We start from the raw sequence: 13,927 nt of genomic DNA on the forward strand, positions 1-13,927 counted from the left end.
GCGCTTCACCCCATCACCGGCTCACACCGACGCCATGATGGACGACCTGGCCGCGACCCTGGAAATGCTCTGGGCCCACTGCAACATCAAGCGCGTCGGCGGCTACGCCGCCTGAGCGCAGGCTCAGTTGGCTCTTGCGTGTGCCAAGAGGGCGGCCTAGCCCAGAGGAATGCGGACCTCGCTTCCCGTCGCCGTCTCTACGCGCTCCATACGCGCGACTCTGACCGGCTACGGCGCCGCGGTACTGCTGTCGGCTCTGGCCATTGTTGTTCGATGGGCCCTGACGCCCATCTTTCAGGATCGTCCATTCTTTCTGTTGTTTATGCCCGCCGTCATCCTGAGCGCCGCATTCTGGGGGCCCGGCCCCGCCCTGCTAGCCACGGCGCTCACCATTGGGTTTGGCCTCGCCCCAAGCGGTTTCATCCTGCTCTCTCATCCTGCAGATCAGGTGAACGCCTTGCTGTTTCTGGTGATGGGCTTGGCCATCGCTTACGGAGGCTGGCGCCTACGCCGCCAGAGCGACCACACGGCCGACGCCCTCACGCACCTCGGCGAACGTGAGGCCCACCTGAGGTCCATCCTCGACACCGTACCTGACGCCATGGTGGTGATCGATGAGCAGGGGACGATGCAGTCCTTTAGCACCACCGCCGAGCGGTTGTTCGGCTGGCGAGCAGACGAGGTGATCGGGCGCAATGTCAGCATGCTGATGCCGCAGCCTTACCGCGACGCTCACGATAGCTATCTGCTGCGGTACCTGACCACCGGCGAGCGGCGCATCATCGGCATCGGTCGGGTTGTGGTGGGCGAGCGAAAGGACGGCTCCACCTTTCCAATGGAGCTTTCGGTGGGGGAGATGCAATCCCGATCCGAGCGCTATTTCACCGGCTTTGTCCGCGATCTTTCCGAGAGCCAGGCCACCGAGCGGCGGCTGCAGGACCTGCAGGCAGAGCTTGTGCACGTCTCCCGGCTAACCGCCTTGGGCGAGATGGCCTCGGCCCTGGCACATGAGCTGAACCAGCCGCTGTCGGCCATCGCCAACTATGTAAAGGGGTCGGTCCGGATTCTTGACCAGGACCAGCCGGATGTCGCCAAGGCTCGCAACGCCCTTGTGCTTGCCGGCGACCAGGCCCTGCGTGCGGGGGAAATCATCCGCAGGCTTCGTGACTTTGTCTCCAAGGGCGAAACCGAGCGGCGGGTCGAGCCTCTGGCCAAGTTGATAGAGGAAGCCGGCGCCCTAGCCGTGATCGGCGCCAAGGAAAGTGGTGTCCGGGTCACTTTCCAGATTTCTCCTCAGACGCCCTTTGTGCTGGCCGACCGGGTACAGGTGCAGCAGGTCCTGCTAAATCTCATGCGCAACGCCATGGAAGCGATGCAGGAGAGCCCTCGCCGTGAATTGACCGTCACCTCGGCTCCCGCAGAGGACGATACCGTCCTCGTACAGGTGATAGATACCGGCCCGGGCCTCATTCCGGAGGTTGCCGCGCGCCTCTTCCAACCCTTTGTCACCAGCAAGAACAACGGCATGGGAGTCGGACTTTCCATTTCCCGCACGATCATCGAAGCTCATGGCGGTCGCATCTGGGCTGAGGCCGCGCCTGAAGGCGGGACGATCTTCTCGTTTACGCTGCGAACGCTCCCCGAGGAGGACCTGAACGGTGGCGTCTGAGGCTCTCGTGCACGTGATCGACGACGATGACGCCATGCGCGACTCCCTGGCATTCCTGCTGGAAAGCGCAGGCTTCGAAGCGCGCACCTACGATTCGGCCACCACCTTCCTTGAAGGTGTCACCCGCTTGTCGGGGAGTTGCATCGTCACGGATGTGCGGATGCCGGGGATGAACGGCCTGGAGATGACCCGTCATCTGAAGGGCCTCCATGTCGACCTGCCGATTGTGATGATCACCGGCCACGGGGACGTACCGCTGGCGGTGGAGGCCATGAAGGCCGGCGTCGCCGACTTCCTAGAAAAGCCCTTCGACGACGAGGCCCTGCTACGCGCGATCCGCGCCGCAATAGACCAGGCTCGACCGGGCGCGGTCCGCGGCGGCGCCGAACCCTTCCACGCGCTCCTGGCTAGCCTGTCGCCACGGGAGACCGAGGTTCTTCGCGGTGTGGTGGATGGCAAGGCCAACAAGGTCATCGCCTTCGACCTGGGGATCAGCCCGCGCACGGTGGAGGTGTACCGGGCCAATGTCATGACCAAGACAGGCGCCTCAGGCCTCTCCGAACTGATCCGAATGGCGCTGATTGCCGGGTTTGCCTGACCGCCGGCGGGATTGCGCTGGATCAATGCGCCTCTCGAGGCCGCCGTCTAGGCTCGCCAGACTATCTGGAGCCTGTCCTTGTCATCGCCCCCACCCTTCGCCCGCAACGTGGTCCTCGTCGACGACGACAGTGCGTTGCGCATGGCTCTGACCTTCATGTTGGAACTTGACGGATTCGCCGTCACCGCCCTTGAGAGCGGCGAAGCTCTGCTTCAGTCGGCTCTGCCCGACGCACCCGTCTGCCTGGTCCTGGATCAGAACATGAGGGGGCTCACTGGCCTGGAAGCTCTGGCGGTCCTGCGTGCCAACAACCAGCATCTGCCCGCCCTGTTGATCACCAGCCACCCCCGCGCGAGCGTCAGGGACGCCGCCGCCGCCTTGGGCGCGGTGATCGTCGAAAAACCTCTGCTGGGCGACTCCCTCAACGCCGCGATCAACGCGGCGCTGCTGATCTGATCGACGATCCCTGGCCTCTTAGAGCGCCTTGGAATGCCGCCCGGCGTCGGGCGCGAAATAGGCGTCAAACACCGCACAGACCGATCTGACCACGAGGCGACCGACCTCAGTGACTGTCAGCCTATTGCCCTCCAAAACCACAAGCCCATCGTTGGAGAAGTCACCCAACGCGGCGATTTCGCTGGCAAGTTCGTGCAGCGTGCGGCCGTGGTCTCCGCAAACCGCCGCCAGATCGACGGACAGGTCGCACATCAAACGCTCGATGATTTCGGCCCTGAAGCGATCTTCGTCCGTGACCACGACGCCACGGGCGACGGGCAAGTCCCCTTGGTTTACGGCGCTACGCCAGGGCAGCTCTTGAGCGATATTTTGCACGAACCCTTGGGGCAAGCTGCCGATCGAGGAGGCCCCCAGGCCCAGCAAGGTCTGCGCGCTGTCGGTGGTGTAGCCTTGGAAGTTGCGCCGCAGGCGACCCTCCCGCTGGGCGACAACCAAGCTGTCGCTCGGCAAGGCGAAGTGGTCCAAACCGATGCGGACATAACCTTCCGACACGAGGCGTTCGGCGGCGGCCTCGCTCTGGTCCAGACGTTCCGCGGCGCCGGGAAGAGCGGCCTCGTCGATCAACTGTTGGTGGGCCTTCATCCAGGGCACGTGGGCGTAGCCGAACAAGGCGATCCGTTCGGGCCGCAGGATCAGGATTTTGTCGACGGTCGCCAGGGTGTTGCCCGTTGTCTGGTGCGGCAGGCCGTACATGAGGTCCAGGTTGATTGAGGCGATCCCAAATTCCCGCAGCCAGGCCACGCACTGCGCGATCTCCTCGAAGCTCTCCTGACGATTTACCGCCGCCTGAACTTCGGGCGTCAGGTTCTGTACCCCCAGGCTGCCGCGTGAAAGGCCGTGGGAAGTCGCGGCGCGGACCCATTCCCGGGTAAGGACTGCGGGGTCGAGTTCGGCGGCGATCTCGGCCTCTGGAGTGACCTGGAAGATGCGCCGAAGCGCGCCGAAGATGACGTCCATTTCCTCCGGGGCCAGCATGTTGGGCGTACCGCCCCCCAGGTGTATGGCGTTGACCGGCAACCGTCCCGGCAATGCGCCCTGCAACAAGGCCGCCTCGGCCAACAGATGATTGACGTAGTCGCCTACCGGCTCATGACGGTTCACCGCCCGGGTGTTGCAGCCGCAGTACCAGCAGAGGCGCGCGCAGAAGGGGATGTGGAGATACAGCGACACCGGCTCGGTCCGCGGAAGCGCCGCCAGCCAGCCGCGATAGGTTTCCGCGTCGACCTGCGGCGTGAACTGCACAGCGGTCGGATAGCTCGTATAGCGCGGCGCGCGGCCGTCATACTTGGCGATCAACTCGTCCAGGGCCAGGGTGACGGGCTTGGGAGCGTGCAGGACGGAGGGTGAGGTCACGGCGGGATCTCCAGAAGCGATCGGGCCATTCAGCTCGGATCGGCCTCCCCTGCCCTGACCTGGATCAAAGCCGGCGCGTCATCGCCATCGGCAATCAGGATTCGGGCGGCGTCGCCGGCCGGGTCGTCATACTGGCCGCTGCGCACCGTCCACCAGAACCCTCCGAGTCCCAGCAAGGCCAGCAGCAACGAGAACGGCGCGAGCAGGAAGAAGATGGTCATCGGCCGGCTCTGTGCATGCGCAGGGCGTTCAATGTCACCACCAGGGACGAGCCCGACATCGCCAAGGCCGCGAGGAAGGGGTTGATCAGACCGAACATGGCCGCGGGCGCGGCGATCAGATTGTAGAGCGCTGAGAAGCCGAAGTTCTCCAGGGCCCGCCGCCGAGCCGCCCGCGCCACGTCAATGGCCGCAACCACTGAGCCAAGCGCGTCGCCGGAGAACACCAGGTCGGCGGCGTTCTGGCTGGCGTCCAGCGCGGTCCCAGGCGCCATGGCGGCGTGAGCGACAGCCAGCGCGGCCGTGTCGTTGAGGCCGTCCCCGACCATCAGAGACCGATGCCCCACCGTCGCCAGGCTCTGGATCCAGGCCGCCTTGTCAGCGGGTGTCATGCCACCGCACCACTGTCGCACATCGAGCGCCTCCGCCACGGTGCGCACGGCCTGCGGCAGGTCACCCGACAGTATCTCCACACTCAGTCCTCTGGAGCGTAGAGCCTCGATCGTCTCACGGGCGTCAGGTCTGATCCTGTCGGCGAAGCGAAAGCGGATCTTGATGTCGTCGTCGAAGCCGAACCAGAGTTCAGTCTCCGAGCCCCTGGTGTCATCGCACCCGACAAAGGATGCACGACCGAGACGGGCGCGTCGCCCCTGGATGACGCCTTCGACGCCTTGGCCCGCCGTCTCCACCACGTTCAGAGCCAGGTCCGTCCCCGCGTCCTCCGCCACGAGGGCCCGGGCGAGGGGGTGAGACGACGCTCGCGCCAGCGGCGCGGCCAGGGCCACCGCGTCAGGGTCGGGGTCGATAAGCGTCGGACGGCCAAGGGTCAGAACCCCCGTCTTGTCGAAGACCACGTGGGTCACCTCAGCAAGGCGCTCCAGCGCCGCGCCGGACTTCACCAGGACCTGCCTGCGGAACAGCCGCGCCGAGGCCGCGACCTGTACCGCCGGCACCGCGAGGCCCAGCGCACAGGGACAGGTGATGATCAGGACCGCGACCGCCCGAAGCAACGCCTCGCGAGGCCCCAGGCCCAGGCTCCAGCCAAGCACAAACGTCAGGGCCGCGGCGGTATGGACCACCGGCACGTAGACAGAAGCGGCGCGGTCGGCCAACCGGACATATCGCGACTTCGATTGCGCCCCGGCTTCCACGAGCCGCGCGATGGCGGCCACAGCGGAGTCGTCTGATCGGGCCTCGGCCCGCACAGTGAGCATCCCCGACAGATTCAACGCTCCGGCACGGCAGAGTTCGCCTATGGCGACGCGTACCGGGCGCGACTCCCCGGTCAGCAGAGCGTTGTCGAGTTCGGAATTGCCAACCTCGACCCGTGCGTCCACCGGCAGTCGTTCGCCAGGCCGCACCAGGATCAGGTCGCCCACCTCGATCTCGGCGAGGGGGCGGCGATGCTGAACGCCGTCGGCGGTCAGGACCGTTGCTGCTGGCGCCTGCATGGCCAGCAGGTCGGCGGCGGCGCCCCGCGCCCGGCTGCGCAGTTTGTGATCCAGCCAGCGGCCGATGAGCAGCAGGAAAAGCAGGGAGATGGCGGCGTCGAAATAGGTGTCCTTCCCGTGTAGCAAGGTCTCGGTGAAACTGATCCCTAGGGTCAGGATCACCCCGATGGAGATCGGCACGTCCATATTGGCCCGGCCCACCCGAAGCGATCGCCACGCCGACTGGAAAAAGGGCATGCCTGCATAGAGCGCGCAGGGCGTGGCGATCAGACCGCTCGCCCACTGCATCATGGTCAGCGCCGCTGGACCCAGTTCCTGGCCAAACAGGCCCGCCCAGATCGGCACCGAGAACATCATCGCGTTGCCCGCGCCGAAGGCCGCGACCCCCAGGGCCAGGGTCAGACGCCGGCCCTCGCGATCCTGGGCCGCCGCCGCCTGGCTGGGATCATAGGGCGCGGAGTCATAGCCCAGCTTCTTCAGGGTCGACATTATCAGGCCGGGATCGCCCGAGCGGCTCTCGAAGGCCACTGAAAGCTTGCCGCTGGTGAGGTTGAGGCGGGCGTTGCGGACCCCCGGCAGCGCGGCGACTCCGGTCTCGATCTTGGCCATACAGGCGGCGCAGCGTGCGCCCTTCACCAGCAGGTCGAAGGTGGCCCCACCGTCCTTGGCGAGCTTCAGGAAGGCCGAATAGTCGGGCGCAGCGTCATAGGTCAGGGCCACGTCAACCTCCGCTCAGCCTCGAAGCGCGCGCCGGCGGCGTCATGGGCGACCAGGCTCAGGTCCCACGCGCCGCTGAGGCCGCCAAGCCGCGCCGAATAGGCCCCGGGCGCGGTCTCCGGCAGGAAGGCGTTCTTGCGACCCGTTTCAGTGGCCGGACGCTCCAACTTGGCGGCGACCTTGAGGCCCGTTACTGGCCGGCCGGCCCGGTCGAGGAAGGTGACCATCACCGCACCGTCGTCGCCCGCCCGCGCAGCCGCGCGCCAGCCCAGCCGCGCCTGAGCATTCAACTGGGCGAGTTTGGCGTTGTAGGCGACCCCGTCCTCATACGGCGTCCGCGACACCTGGCCGGGATAGGTACGGATGGCCATGACCGTGAAGGCGACATTCACGACGATGACCACCAGGAAGAAGCTGACGAAGAGGCTCAGGACATGCCAGCCGTTCAGCTCGAAGTTCTTGTTCGGGACGTCAGTCATGGCGCGTTCGCGGCTCCCGAAAGGAAGTTGGTCTTCACCGTCATGGCGTCACGCCCGGCCCGCAACGAGAAGACGGCGGGCATGTTGGGCGCCTCGATGGCCGCGGCGGCGACGGTGACGAAGACCCGCACAGCGCGGACCTCGTTGGGCTCGACGCGCACGCTCAGGGTCTCGCCAGTCGCCTTGGCGCCGGGGGTGCGCAGCTTCGCGCCGCGCGGCCCCTTGAACGTCACCTGGACGTCCTCGGCCTCGAAGCCCCGGTTGGCGATCTTCAGCGTGTAACCGTCGCGGATCGCGCCATCGTGCAGCCGGACGAACATCGGATTGCGGTCGCGCAGAACGTGGACGTCCAGAGCGCTTCGGTGGGTCAGGCCCCAGATCATGAGGCCGCTCACCAGGGTCAGGGCCACGGCGTAGTAGGCCGTCCTCGGACGCAGCAACTTGTAGATGGGCGGCTGCCGCTCCTCGCGGGCGGCCACCGCCGCATCGGTATCATAGGCGATCAGCCCCCTGGGCCGCTCCACCCTGTCCATGATCTCGTCGCAGGCGTCGATGCACAGGCCGCAATTGATGCATTCCAGCTGCGAACCGTCGCGGATGTCGATGCCCATGGGACAGGCGACCACGCAGGCGTTGCAGTCGATGCAGTCGCCGCGCCCTTCCCAGGTCTGGCCCTTCTTGTGCGGCCCGCGGGTCTCGCCCCGGTCGCGCAGATAGGTCACCTGCAAGGAGTGCTGGTCCAGCATGGCGCCCTGGATGCGCGGCCAGGGGCAGAGATAGATGCAGACCTGCTCGCGCATGAAGCCGGCGAAGGCGTAGGTGGTCACCGTCAGCAGGGCGCAGAAGATGTAGGCGGTGGCCGGGGCCTGTCCGATCCAGAAGTGGGTGATCAAGGTCGGGGCGTCGTGGAAGTAGAAGATCCACGCCCCGCCGGTGCCGAAACCGATGCCCAGCCAGACGGCGTGCTTGCCGATCTTGCGCCAGGCCTTGTCGAAGGACCAAGGGGCCGCATCCAGCTTCATCCGAGCATTGCGATCGCCCTCGAAGGCGCGCTCCACATAGATGAAGAGATCGGTCCAGACCGTCTGGGGACAGGCGTAGCCGCACCACAGACGGCCGAACAGGGCGCTAACCAGGAACAGGGCAAGGGCGGCCATCACCAGCAGGCCGGTGATGAAATAGACCTCCTGCGGCCAGAGCTGGATGCCGAAGAAGTAGAACCGTCCGCCGGCGAAATCGACCAGCGCCGCCTGGTCCGGCAAGGCGCCTGGCCGCTCCCATCGGATCCAAGGCGTGACGTAGTAGATCGTCAGCATGACGATCATCAGGATCCACTTGATGCGCCGCCACTGGCCATGGACCAGCTTGGGATAGATCGGGGTCCGGGGCTTGTAGAGGCCCAGGGTGAAACCCTTGGCCCGAACCCGGGCCGCCGCCGAGACGGGTCCCGTCTTCGGGGCTTCAGGCTTGGTCCGATCGATGACGACGGTCATGGGGTCCTACTGACCGCCGGCGTTGGCGTGGACGTAGACCGCCAGGGCCTTGATGGTCTCCGGACTGAAGCGGCCTTCCCAGGTGGGCATGACCCCGCCGCGGCCGTTCCAGATCTGCTCGCGGATGTCGGCCTGGGTGGAACCGTACAGCCAATCGGCGTCGGTGAGGTCGGGCGCGCCCAGGGTGACATTGCCCCTCCCCTGCGGACCGTGGCAGACGGCGCACTGCTCGGCGAACATCGGCGCGCCGCGCGCCACGGCGGCGGCCCGCGCGGGACGCCGTGAGAGGGCGACGACGTACTCGGTCAGATCGTCGATCTGGGCCGGCTTCAGGATCTGGTCGCGGCCGAAGGCCGGCATCTGCGACTGCCGGGTGTGAGGATTGTCCGAGCGCACCCCGACCTGAATGGTGTGCTGGATGTCCTCCAGGCTGCCGCCCCAGAGCCACACATCATCGCGCAGGTTGGCGTAGCCCTTCGACCCCGTGCCCCCGACGCCATGACAGGTGGCGCAGTTGTCGCCGAACACCGACTGGCCGACGGCGAGCGCATAGGCCTGGAGCTTGGGATCGGTCTCGATGGTCTCCAGGGAGGCGCTGCGCAGCATCGCCCCCTCGGCGCCGCGCTGTGTCTGCAGGGCCTCCAGCTGCTTGGCCACGTCGACCCGGTCGGACTGGTTCAGCACCCCCTTGGCGTAGGAATTCACGCCGGGCCAGGAGGGCATGAACACCCAGTAGATCGCCGCGATGACGATGCTGCCGTAGAAGATGTAGAGCCACCAGCGCGGCAGGGGATTGTCCAGCTCGCGGATGCCGTCCCACTCATGGCCGGTGGTCTCGACGCCGGAATGTTCGTCGGTTTCACGATGGGACATGGTCGTCCTCGCAGTCCTCCAGCGGCAGGGCCGCCAGGCGTTTGAAGGTCTCTGTGTGGCGGGGCCAGAGGGCGTAGATCACACCGGCGAGGAAGAGCAGGCCGAAGTAGACGGTCCCTCCCTGCTGGGCGAAACGGGCGACCGCTTCGTAGGAGAGGCCGCTCATCGCTGGTTCTCCGGGGCGTCGGCGCGATAGGTTCGGAAGTCCACCAGGCCGCCCAGCATCTGCAGATAGGCGATCAGGGCGTCCATCTCGGTGACCCGATCCGGATCGCCGTCGAAGTCCCGCTGGGCCAGCTTGGCGCCGTAGCGCTTCTTGAGGGCGGTGGCGCGGCTGTCGAAGGGATCGGCCTGGGCTTCCAGATCGTCCTTGGCGTGGTCGATCTGATCCTGGGTGTAGGGCACCCCGACCTTGGTCATGGCCGACAGCTTGGCCTGCACCTCGCGGTAGTCGAGATCCTTGTCGCGCAGGAAGGCGTAGGGCGGCATCACCGATTCCGGCACTACCGAGCGGGGGTCGGTCAGGTGATCCTTGTGCCAGCTGTCGGAGTACTTGCCCCCGACCCGGGCGAGGTCGGGCCCCGTACGCTTGGAGCCCCACTGGAAGGGATGGTCGTACATGCTCTCGGCGGCCAGGCTGTAGTGGCCGTAGCGTTCGACCTCGTCGCGCAGCGGGCGGATCATCTGCGAGTGGCAGGTGTAGCAGCCCTCCCGGATGTAGATGTCGCGGCCTTCAAGCTCGAGGGGCGTGTAGGGGCGCATCCCCTCCACCTTCTCCACCGTGCTCTCCAGGTAGAAGAGCGGCGAGATCTCCACGAGACCGCCGATGGAGACGACGATGACGATGCCGATGATCATCCAGAGCGAGTGACGCTCGAACTTGGCGTGTTTGGTCCACATGGTCAGGGCCCCCTACTCAGCCGCCGCGAGGGCGGGCAGGGAACTCAGGCCTTGAGGCTGGGCCTCATGACCCGGCATCCTGACGGTCCGCCACAGGTTGTAGGACATGATCACCGCGCCGGAGAGGTACATGAGCCCCCCCACCGTGCGGATGATGTTCTCGATGTGCTTGGCCGCGACGGTCTCGACGAAGCTGTTGGCGAGGAAGCCCTGCGGCGTGTACTCGCGCCACATCAGGCCCTCCATGATGCCCGAGACCCACATCGCGGCGATGTAGAGCAGGATGCCCGTCGTCGCGATCCAGAAATGCCATTCAATCAAGGCGTTGGAGAAAATCTTCTCCTTCTTCCACAGCCACGGGACCATGCAGTAGACCGCGCCGAACGAGATGAATCCGACCCAACCCAGAGCGCCGGAATGGACGTGCCCGATGGTCCAGTCGGTGTAGTGGGAGAGCGCATTGACCTCCCGCAGGCTCATCAGCGGGCCCTCGAAGGTGGACATGCCGTAGAAGGCCAGGGCCACCACCATCATCCGGATGACCGCGTCAGTGCGCAGCTTGTCCCAGGCGCCCGAGAGCGTCATCAGGCCGTTTATCATGCCGCCCCAGGAGGGCATCCAGAGCATGATGGAGAAGGTGGCCCCGAGCGTCTGGGTCCACTGCGGCAGGGCCGTGTAGTGCAGGTGGTGCGGACCCGCCCAGATGTAGATGAAGATCAGCGACCAGAAGTGGACGATGGACAGTCGGTACGAATAGACCGGCCGCTCGGCCCGCTTGGGCACGAAGTAGTACATCATCCCCAGGAAGCCGGCGGTGAGGAAGAAGCCGACCGCGTTGTGGCCGTACCACCACTGCACCAGGGCGTCCTGGACCCCGGAATAGACCGAGTAGCTGCGGTGGTTCAGCAGCCCCACCGGCAGGGCCATGTTGTTGACGATGTGCAGGATCGCCACGGTGATGATGAAGGCCAGGTAGAACCAGTTGGCCACGTAGATGTGGGGTTCCTTGCGCTTCCAGATGGTGCCCAGGAAGACCAGCAGATAGGCGACCCAGACCACGGCCAGCCAAAGGTCCACGTACCATTCCGGCTCGGCGTATTCCTTCGACTGGGTGATGCCCGCCAGATAGCCGGTGGCCGCCAGCACGATGAAGAGCTGGTAGCCCCAGAACACGAACCAGGGCGCGACGCCGCCAGCCAGGCGTGCGCGGCAGGTGCGTTGCACGACCCAGAAGGAGGTGGCGATCAGGGCGTTGCCCCCGAACGCGAAGATCACGCCTGAGGTGTGGAGCGGGCGCAGCCGGCCAAAGTTCAGCCAGCCGGCCTCCGGGAAGTAGAAGATGGTGGGCCAAGTAAGCTGGGCGGCGATCACCACCCCCACCAGCATGGCCACCATCGCCCAGAACATCGTGGCGATGACGCCTGCCCGGATCACCCCGTCGGCGTATCGGGTCGGTTCCGACCGGAACTTTCCGTAGCCGACGCCGGCCGTCATCACACCAGCGGCCAACACGAAGGCCGCCAGGAAAATATAGCTGTGAAAGCGGAACAGGGGATCCTGAGTGAAGGCTGCGGCAAGTAGCGCCGCGAGGGCCCCAACCCCTGTGAAGATGTAGAGCAGCACCACGTCGAATGGCGCGCCCTCATCTTGGTTGACAGACAGCTGTGTCATCGATCGCCCATCCGAACTTACGAAGTTGGGTGCGCAATGCCGGGGATCGCCGCCGGGCACATTGATGAAGATCAAGGCGGCTGAACCGTCGCATCCTTTATCGTGTGTCCCAGCCGATCTCCGGTGTGGAGCCCTGCCTATGGCGCAGCCTGACCCGTCCCATCCCTCGCCCTGGCGGGCAATGGCCCCGATCTTGGGCGCGAGCGCCCTGGCCACGGCTGCGGTGGCGGCGATGCATATGTGGACGACTGCTCACCGCGGGTTGATGTGTGGCGCTCAGCAAGCTGAGCACTGCTGGGCCTGCTATGTCGCGCCACTGCTGGCCATGGCCGCGCTCGCCGCCTGGTCGGCTCACGGTCGACATCTTGTCCCCGCCAAAGCTCGGGCAAGGTAGGGCCTCCGTAGCGACCCTTAGGTGTCACTCCCGAATTTCTGATCCACGGGGACGAGGGTAGATCTCCGTCATCTAGTTTCCGGAGCTCGTCATGACCCTCGCCACGCCGCCCCTCGTCGATCTGAGCGTTCACTTTCCGCCGACCAACATGTCCGACCGGGTTGCCCTGGGGGTCACCAAATTCCTGCGCCTATTCGCCGACACCTTCTTCGCCAAGCGCTACGGCCACCGGGCTGTGGTCCTGGAGACCGTCGCTGCGGTGCCGGGCATGGTCGGCGCCACGCTCAACCACCTGAAGTGCCTGCGCCGCATGGAGGATGACCGCGGATGGATCCGCACCTTGATGGATGAAGCCGAAAACGAGCGCATGCACCTGATGACCTTCATCGAGGTCGCCCAACCTACCGCCTTCGAGCGGTTCATGGTCATCGCCGCCCAGTGGGTCTTCTACCTGTTCTTCTTCGGCCTCTACCTCGTCGCGCCCAAGACCGCGCACCGGTTGGTGGGCTATTTCGAGGAAGAGGCTGTGATCAGCTACACACACTACCTGGCCGAGATCGACGAGGGCCGCTCCCCCAACGTGCCGGCGCCCGCCATCGCCATCCGCTATTGGAATCTGCCGGTCACCGCCACACTTCGTGACGTGGTCCTGGTGGTCCGCGCCGACGAGGCCCATCATCGCGACGTGAACCACGGCTTCGCCAATGACTTGGTGGGCTTGCCTCAGGGCGCGGTCGCCCCCTGCCCCCCGCACGTCGAACTGCAGCCCCACTGGAAGACCGCGGCTTGATCCCGCAGCGCTTGTCGTCGCGGCGGCGGTCGACCGTCGGCTCGCCGGGCGCTGTTGGTCGGCCAAAAGCTCGCGTGATCTGATCTGGCGGCCGGGCGGTCCCCGACTCGGGGCCCGGCCAGCGCGACAACGCGCCGCGCCATCCGCCGCCCCGGCCCAACGCGGGATTTCCGAAACATTAACCACAGCGGTTCAGACCTTGCGGGGTGGCGACGTGCGCAACGGCGCCCACAGGCGATCTAGCGGGGAAGTTCTGATGCAAGCGTCCGGGGGTTTGCCGCATGTCGGCGCCGAACTGATCTCCATCATGGCCGGCGGGCAGCAGTTCGCCATCGACATCATGTCGGTGCGCGAGATCCGTGGCTGGACCGCCTCGACCCCCCTTCCCCACGCCCCGAGCCATGTGCTGGGGATGATCAATCTGCGCGGCTCCATCCTGCCGGTGGTGGACCTGGCCTCGCGCCTGGGTCTGGGCATGGCGACGCCGAACCAGTCCTCGGTCGTGGTGGTGACCCAGATTCATGACCGGGAGGTCGGCCTGCTGGTGGACGCGGTCTGCGACATCCTCACGGTCACCGAGAACATGCTGCACGAGCCGCCGGACGTTGGCGCCGACCAGGTGCGCGAATTCGTCGACGCAGTGATGTCGACCGACGAAGGCATCGTCAGCCTGCTGTCCCTGGACAATGTCCTGCCCAAGAGCCTCGCGCTGGCCGCTTAACAAAATTCCGCTCATCCCGGCCTTGGCAGGGACGAGCGGGTTGGGGTGACCCGCACGCCACCCTCGCAAACCAATTCTCCCGCG

Annotated in this window: 15 protein-coding genes; 6 read left to right on the plus strand and 9 right to left on the minus strand. The window is 66.0% G+C overall.

Annotation, left to right across the window (positions count from 1 at the left end):
* From AAC997_RS19455 to AAC997_RS19470, 4 genes are all read left to right on the plus strand, one after another.
* A partial coding sequence (locus AAC997_RS19455) for a hypothetical protein (RefSeq protein ID WP_340645304.1) occupies positions 1 to 115 on the plus strand: 115 nt, incomplete at its 5' end.
* Positions 116 to 169: 54 nt separating this feature from the next.
* Positions 170 to 1,669, plus strand: coding sequence for a PAS domain S-box protein (locus AAC997_RS19460; protein ID WP_340647360.1), 1,500 nt, complete (start codon positions 170 to 172; stop codon positions 1,667 to 1,669).
* Positions 1,659 to 2,267, plus strand: coding sequence for a response regulator FixJ (gene fixJ, locus AAC997_RS19465; protein ID WP_340647361.1), 609 nt, complete (start codon positions 1,659 to 1,661; stop codon positions 2,265 to 2,267). The genes AAC997_RS19460 and fixJ overlap by 11 nt, the downstream gene beginning before the upstream one ends.
* Positions 2,268 to 2,345: 78 nt before the next feature.
* A complete protein-coding gene (locus tag AAC997_RS19470) occupies positions 2,346 to 2,723 on the plus strand; it encodes a response regulator (RefSeq protein WP_340647362.1) in 378 nt (125 codons plus the stop codon).
* 18 nt (positions 2,724 to 2,741) lie between these two features.
* Here the strand turns inward: AAC997_RS19470 and hemN are convergent, their stop codons facing one another.
* From hemN to ccoN, 9 genes are all read right to left on the minus strand, one after another.
* Positions 2,742 to 4,079 carry an oxygen-independent coproporphyrinogen III oxidase gene (gene hemN, locus AAC997_RS19475; protein WP_340647363.1) on the minus strand — a complete coding sequence of 446 codons (1,338 nt, stop codon included), beginning with the start codon at positions 4,077 to 4,079 and terminating at the stop codon, positions 2,742 to 2,744.
* A gap of 86 nt (positions 4,080 to 4,165) precedes the next feature.
* Positions 4,166 to 4,357 (minus strand): cbb3-type cytochrome oxidase assembly protein CcoS, encoded by a 192-nt coding sequence (ccoS, locus tag AAC997_RS19480; RefSeq protein ID WP_340647364.1) that lies wholly within the window; start codon positions 4,355 to 4,357, stop codon positions 4,166 to 4,168.
* Positions 4,354 to 6,483, minus strand: a complete 2,130-nt coding sequence (locus tag AAC997_RS19485) for a heavy metal translocating P-type ATPase (RefSeq protein ID WP_340647416.1) — start codon at positions 6,481 to 6,483, stop codon at positions 4,354 to 4,356. The genes ccoS and AAC997_RS19485 overlap by 4 nt, the downstream gene beginning before the upstream one ends.
* A 32-nt stretch (positions 6,484 to 6,515) precedes the next feature.
* Positions 6,516 to 7,001, minus strand: coding sequence for a FixH family protein (locus AAC997_RS19490; RefSeq protein ID WP_340647365.1), 486 nt, complete (start codon positions 6,999 to 7,001; stop codon positions 6,516 to 6,518).
* A complete protein-coding gene (ccoG, locus tag AAC997_RS19495) occupies positions 6,998 to 8,494 on the minus strand; it encodes a cytochrome c oxidase accessory protein CcoG (RefSeq protein WP_340647366.1) in 1,497 nt (498 codons plus the stop codon). The genes AAC997_RS19490 and ccoG overlap by 4 nt, the downstream gene beginning before the upstream one ends.
* Positions 8,495 to 8,500: 6 nt before the next feature.
* Entirely contained in the window at positions 8,501 to 9,367 is an 867-nt protein-coding gene (gene ccoP / locus AAC997_RS19500) for a cytochrome-c oxidase, cbb3-type subunit III (RefSeq protein ID WP_340647367.1), read from the minus strand.
* Positions 9,354 to 9,533, minus strand: coding sequence for a cbb3-type cytochrome c oxidase subunit 3 (locus AAC997_RS19505; protein WP_340647368.1), 180 nt, complete (start codon positions 9,531 to 9,533; stop codon positions 9,354 to 9,356). The genes ccoP and AAC997_RS19505 overlap by 14 nt, the downstream gene beginning before the upstream one ends.
* A complete protein-coding gene (ccoO, locus tag AAC997_RS19510; protein ID WP_340647417.1) occupies positions 9,530 to 10,273 on the minus strand; it encodes a cytochrome-c oxidase, cbb3-type subunit II in 744 nt (247 codons plus the stop codon). The genes AAC997_RS19505 and ccoO overlap by 4 nt, the downstream gene beginning before the upstream one ends.
* A gap of 6 nt (positions 10,274 to 10,279) precedes the next feature.
* Positions 10,280 to 11,761 carry a cytochrome-c oxidase, cbb3-type subunit I gene (ccoN, locus tag AAC997_RS19515; RefSeq protein ID WP_340647418.1) on the minus strand — a complete coding sequence of 494 codons (1,482 nt, stop codon included), beginning with the start codon at positions 11,759 to 11,761 and terminating at the stop codon, positions 10,280 to 10,282.
* Between the two features lie 662 nt (positions 11,762 to 12,423).
* Between ccoN and AAC997_RS19520 the strand changes: the two genes are divergently transcribed.
* Entirely contained in the window at positions 12,424 to 13,122 is a 699-nt protein-coding gene (locus tag AAC997_RS19520; protein WP_340647369.1) for an alternative oxidase, read from the plus strand.
* 256 nt (positions 13,123 to 13,378) lie between these two features.
* On the plus strand, positions 13,379 to 13,843 hold the full coding sequence (locus tag AAC997_RS19525; RefSeq protein WP_340647370.1) for a chemotaxis protein CheW: 465 nt from the start codon (positions 13,379 to 13,381) through the stop codon (positions 13,841 to 13,843).
* Positions 13,844 to 13,927: the final 84 nt, after the last annotated feature.

It is taken from the genome of Phenylobacterium sp. (genome assembly GCF_037968635.1).
Lineage (GTDB): Bacteria > Pseudomonadota > Alphaproteobacteria > Caulobacterales > Caulobacteraceae > Phenylobacterium.

What these genes read in the sequence shown, in the direction of transcription:
- ccoP (WP_340647367.1), bottom strand. Translation starts at nt 9,367, where the DNA reads ATGTCCCATCGTGAAACCGACGAACATTCCGGCGTCGAGACCACCGGC.
- AAC997_RS19525 (WP_340647370.1), top strand. Translation starts at nt 13,379, where the DNA reads ATGCAAGCGTCCGGGGGTTTGCCGCATGTCGGCGCCGAACTGATCTCC.
- ccoS (WP_340647364.1), bottom strand. Translation starts at nt 4,357, where the DNA reads ATGACCATCTTCTTCCTGCTCGCGCCGTTCTCGTTGCTGCTGGCCTTG.
- ccoN (WP_340647418.1), bottom strand. Translation starts at nt 11,761, where the DNA reads ATGACGGCCGGCGTCGGCTACGGAAAGTTCCGGTCGGAACCGACCCGA.
- AAC997_RS19460 (WP_340647360.1), top strand. Translation starts at nt 170, where the DNA reads ATGCGGACCTCGCTTCCCGTCGCCGTCTCTACGCGCTCCATACGCGCG.
- AAC997_RS19505 (WP_340647368.1), bottom strand. Translation starts at nt 9,533, where the DNA reads ATGAGCGGCCTCTCCTACGAAGCGGTCGCCCGTTTCGCCCAGCAGGGA.
- ccoG (WP_340647366.1), bottom strand. Translation starts at nt 8,494, where the DNA reads ATGACCGTCGTCATCGATCGGACCAAGCCTGAAGCCCCGAAGACGGGA.
- AAC997_RS19520 (WP_340647369.1), top strand. Translation starts at nt 12,424, where the DNA reads ATGACCCTCGCCACGCCGCCCCTCGTCGATCTGAGCGTTCACTTTCCG.
- AAC997_RS19490 (WP_340647365.1), bottom strand. Translation starts at nt 7,001, where the DNA reads ATGACTGACGTCCCGAACAAGAACTTCGAGCTGAACGGCTGGCATGTC.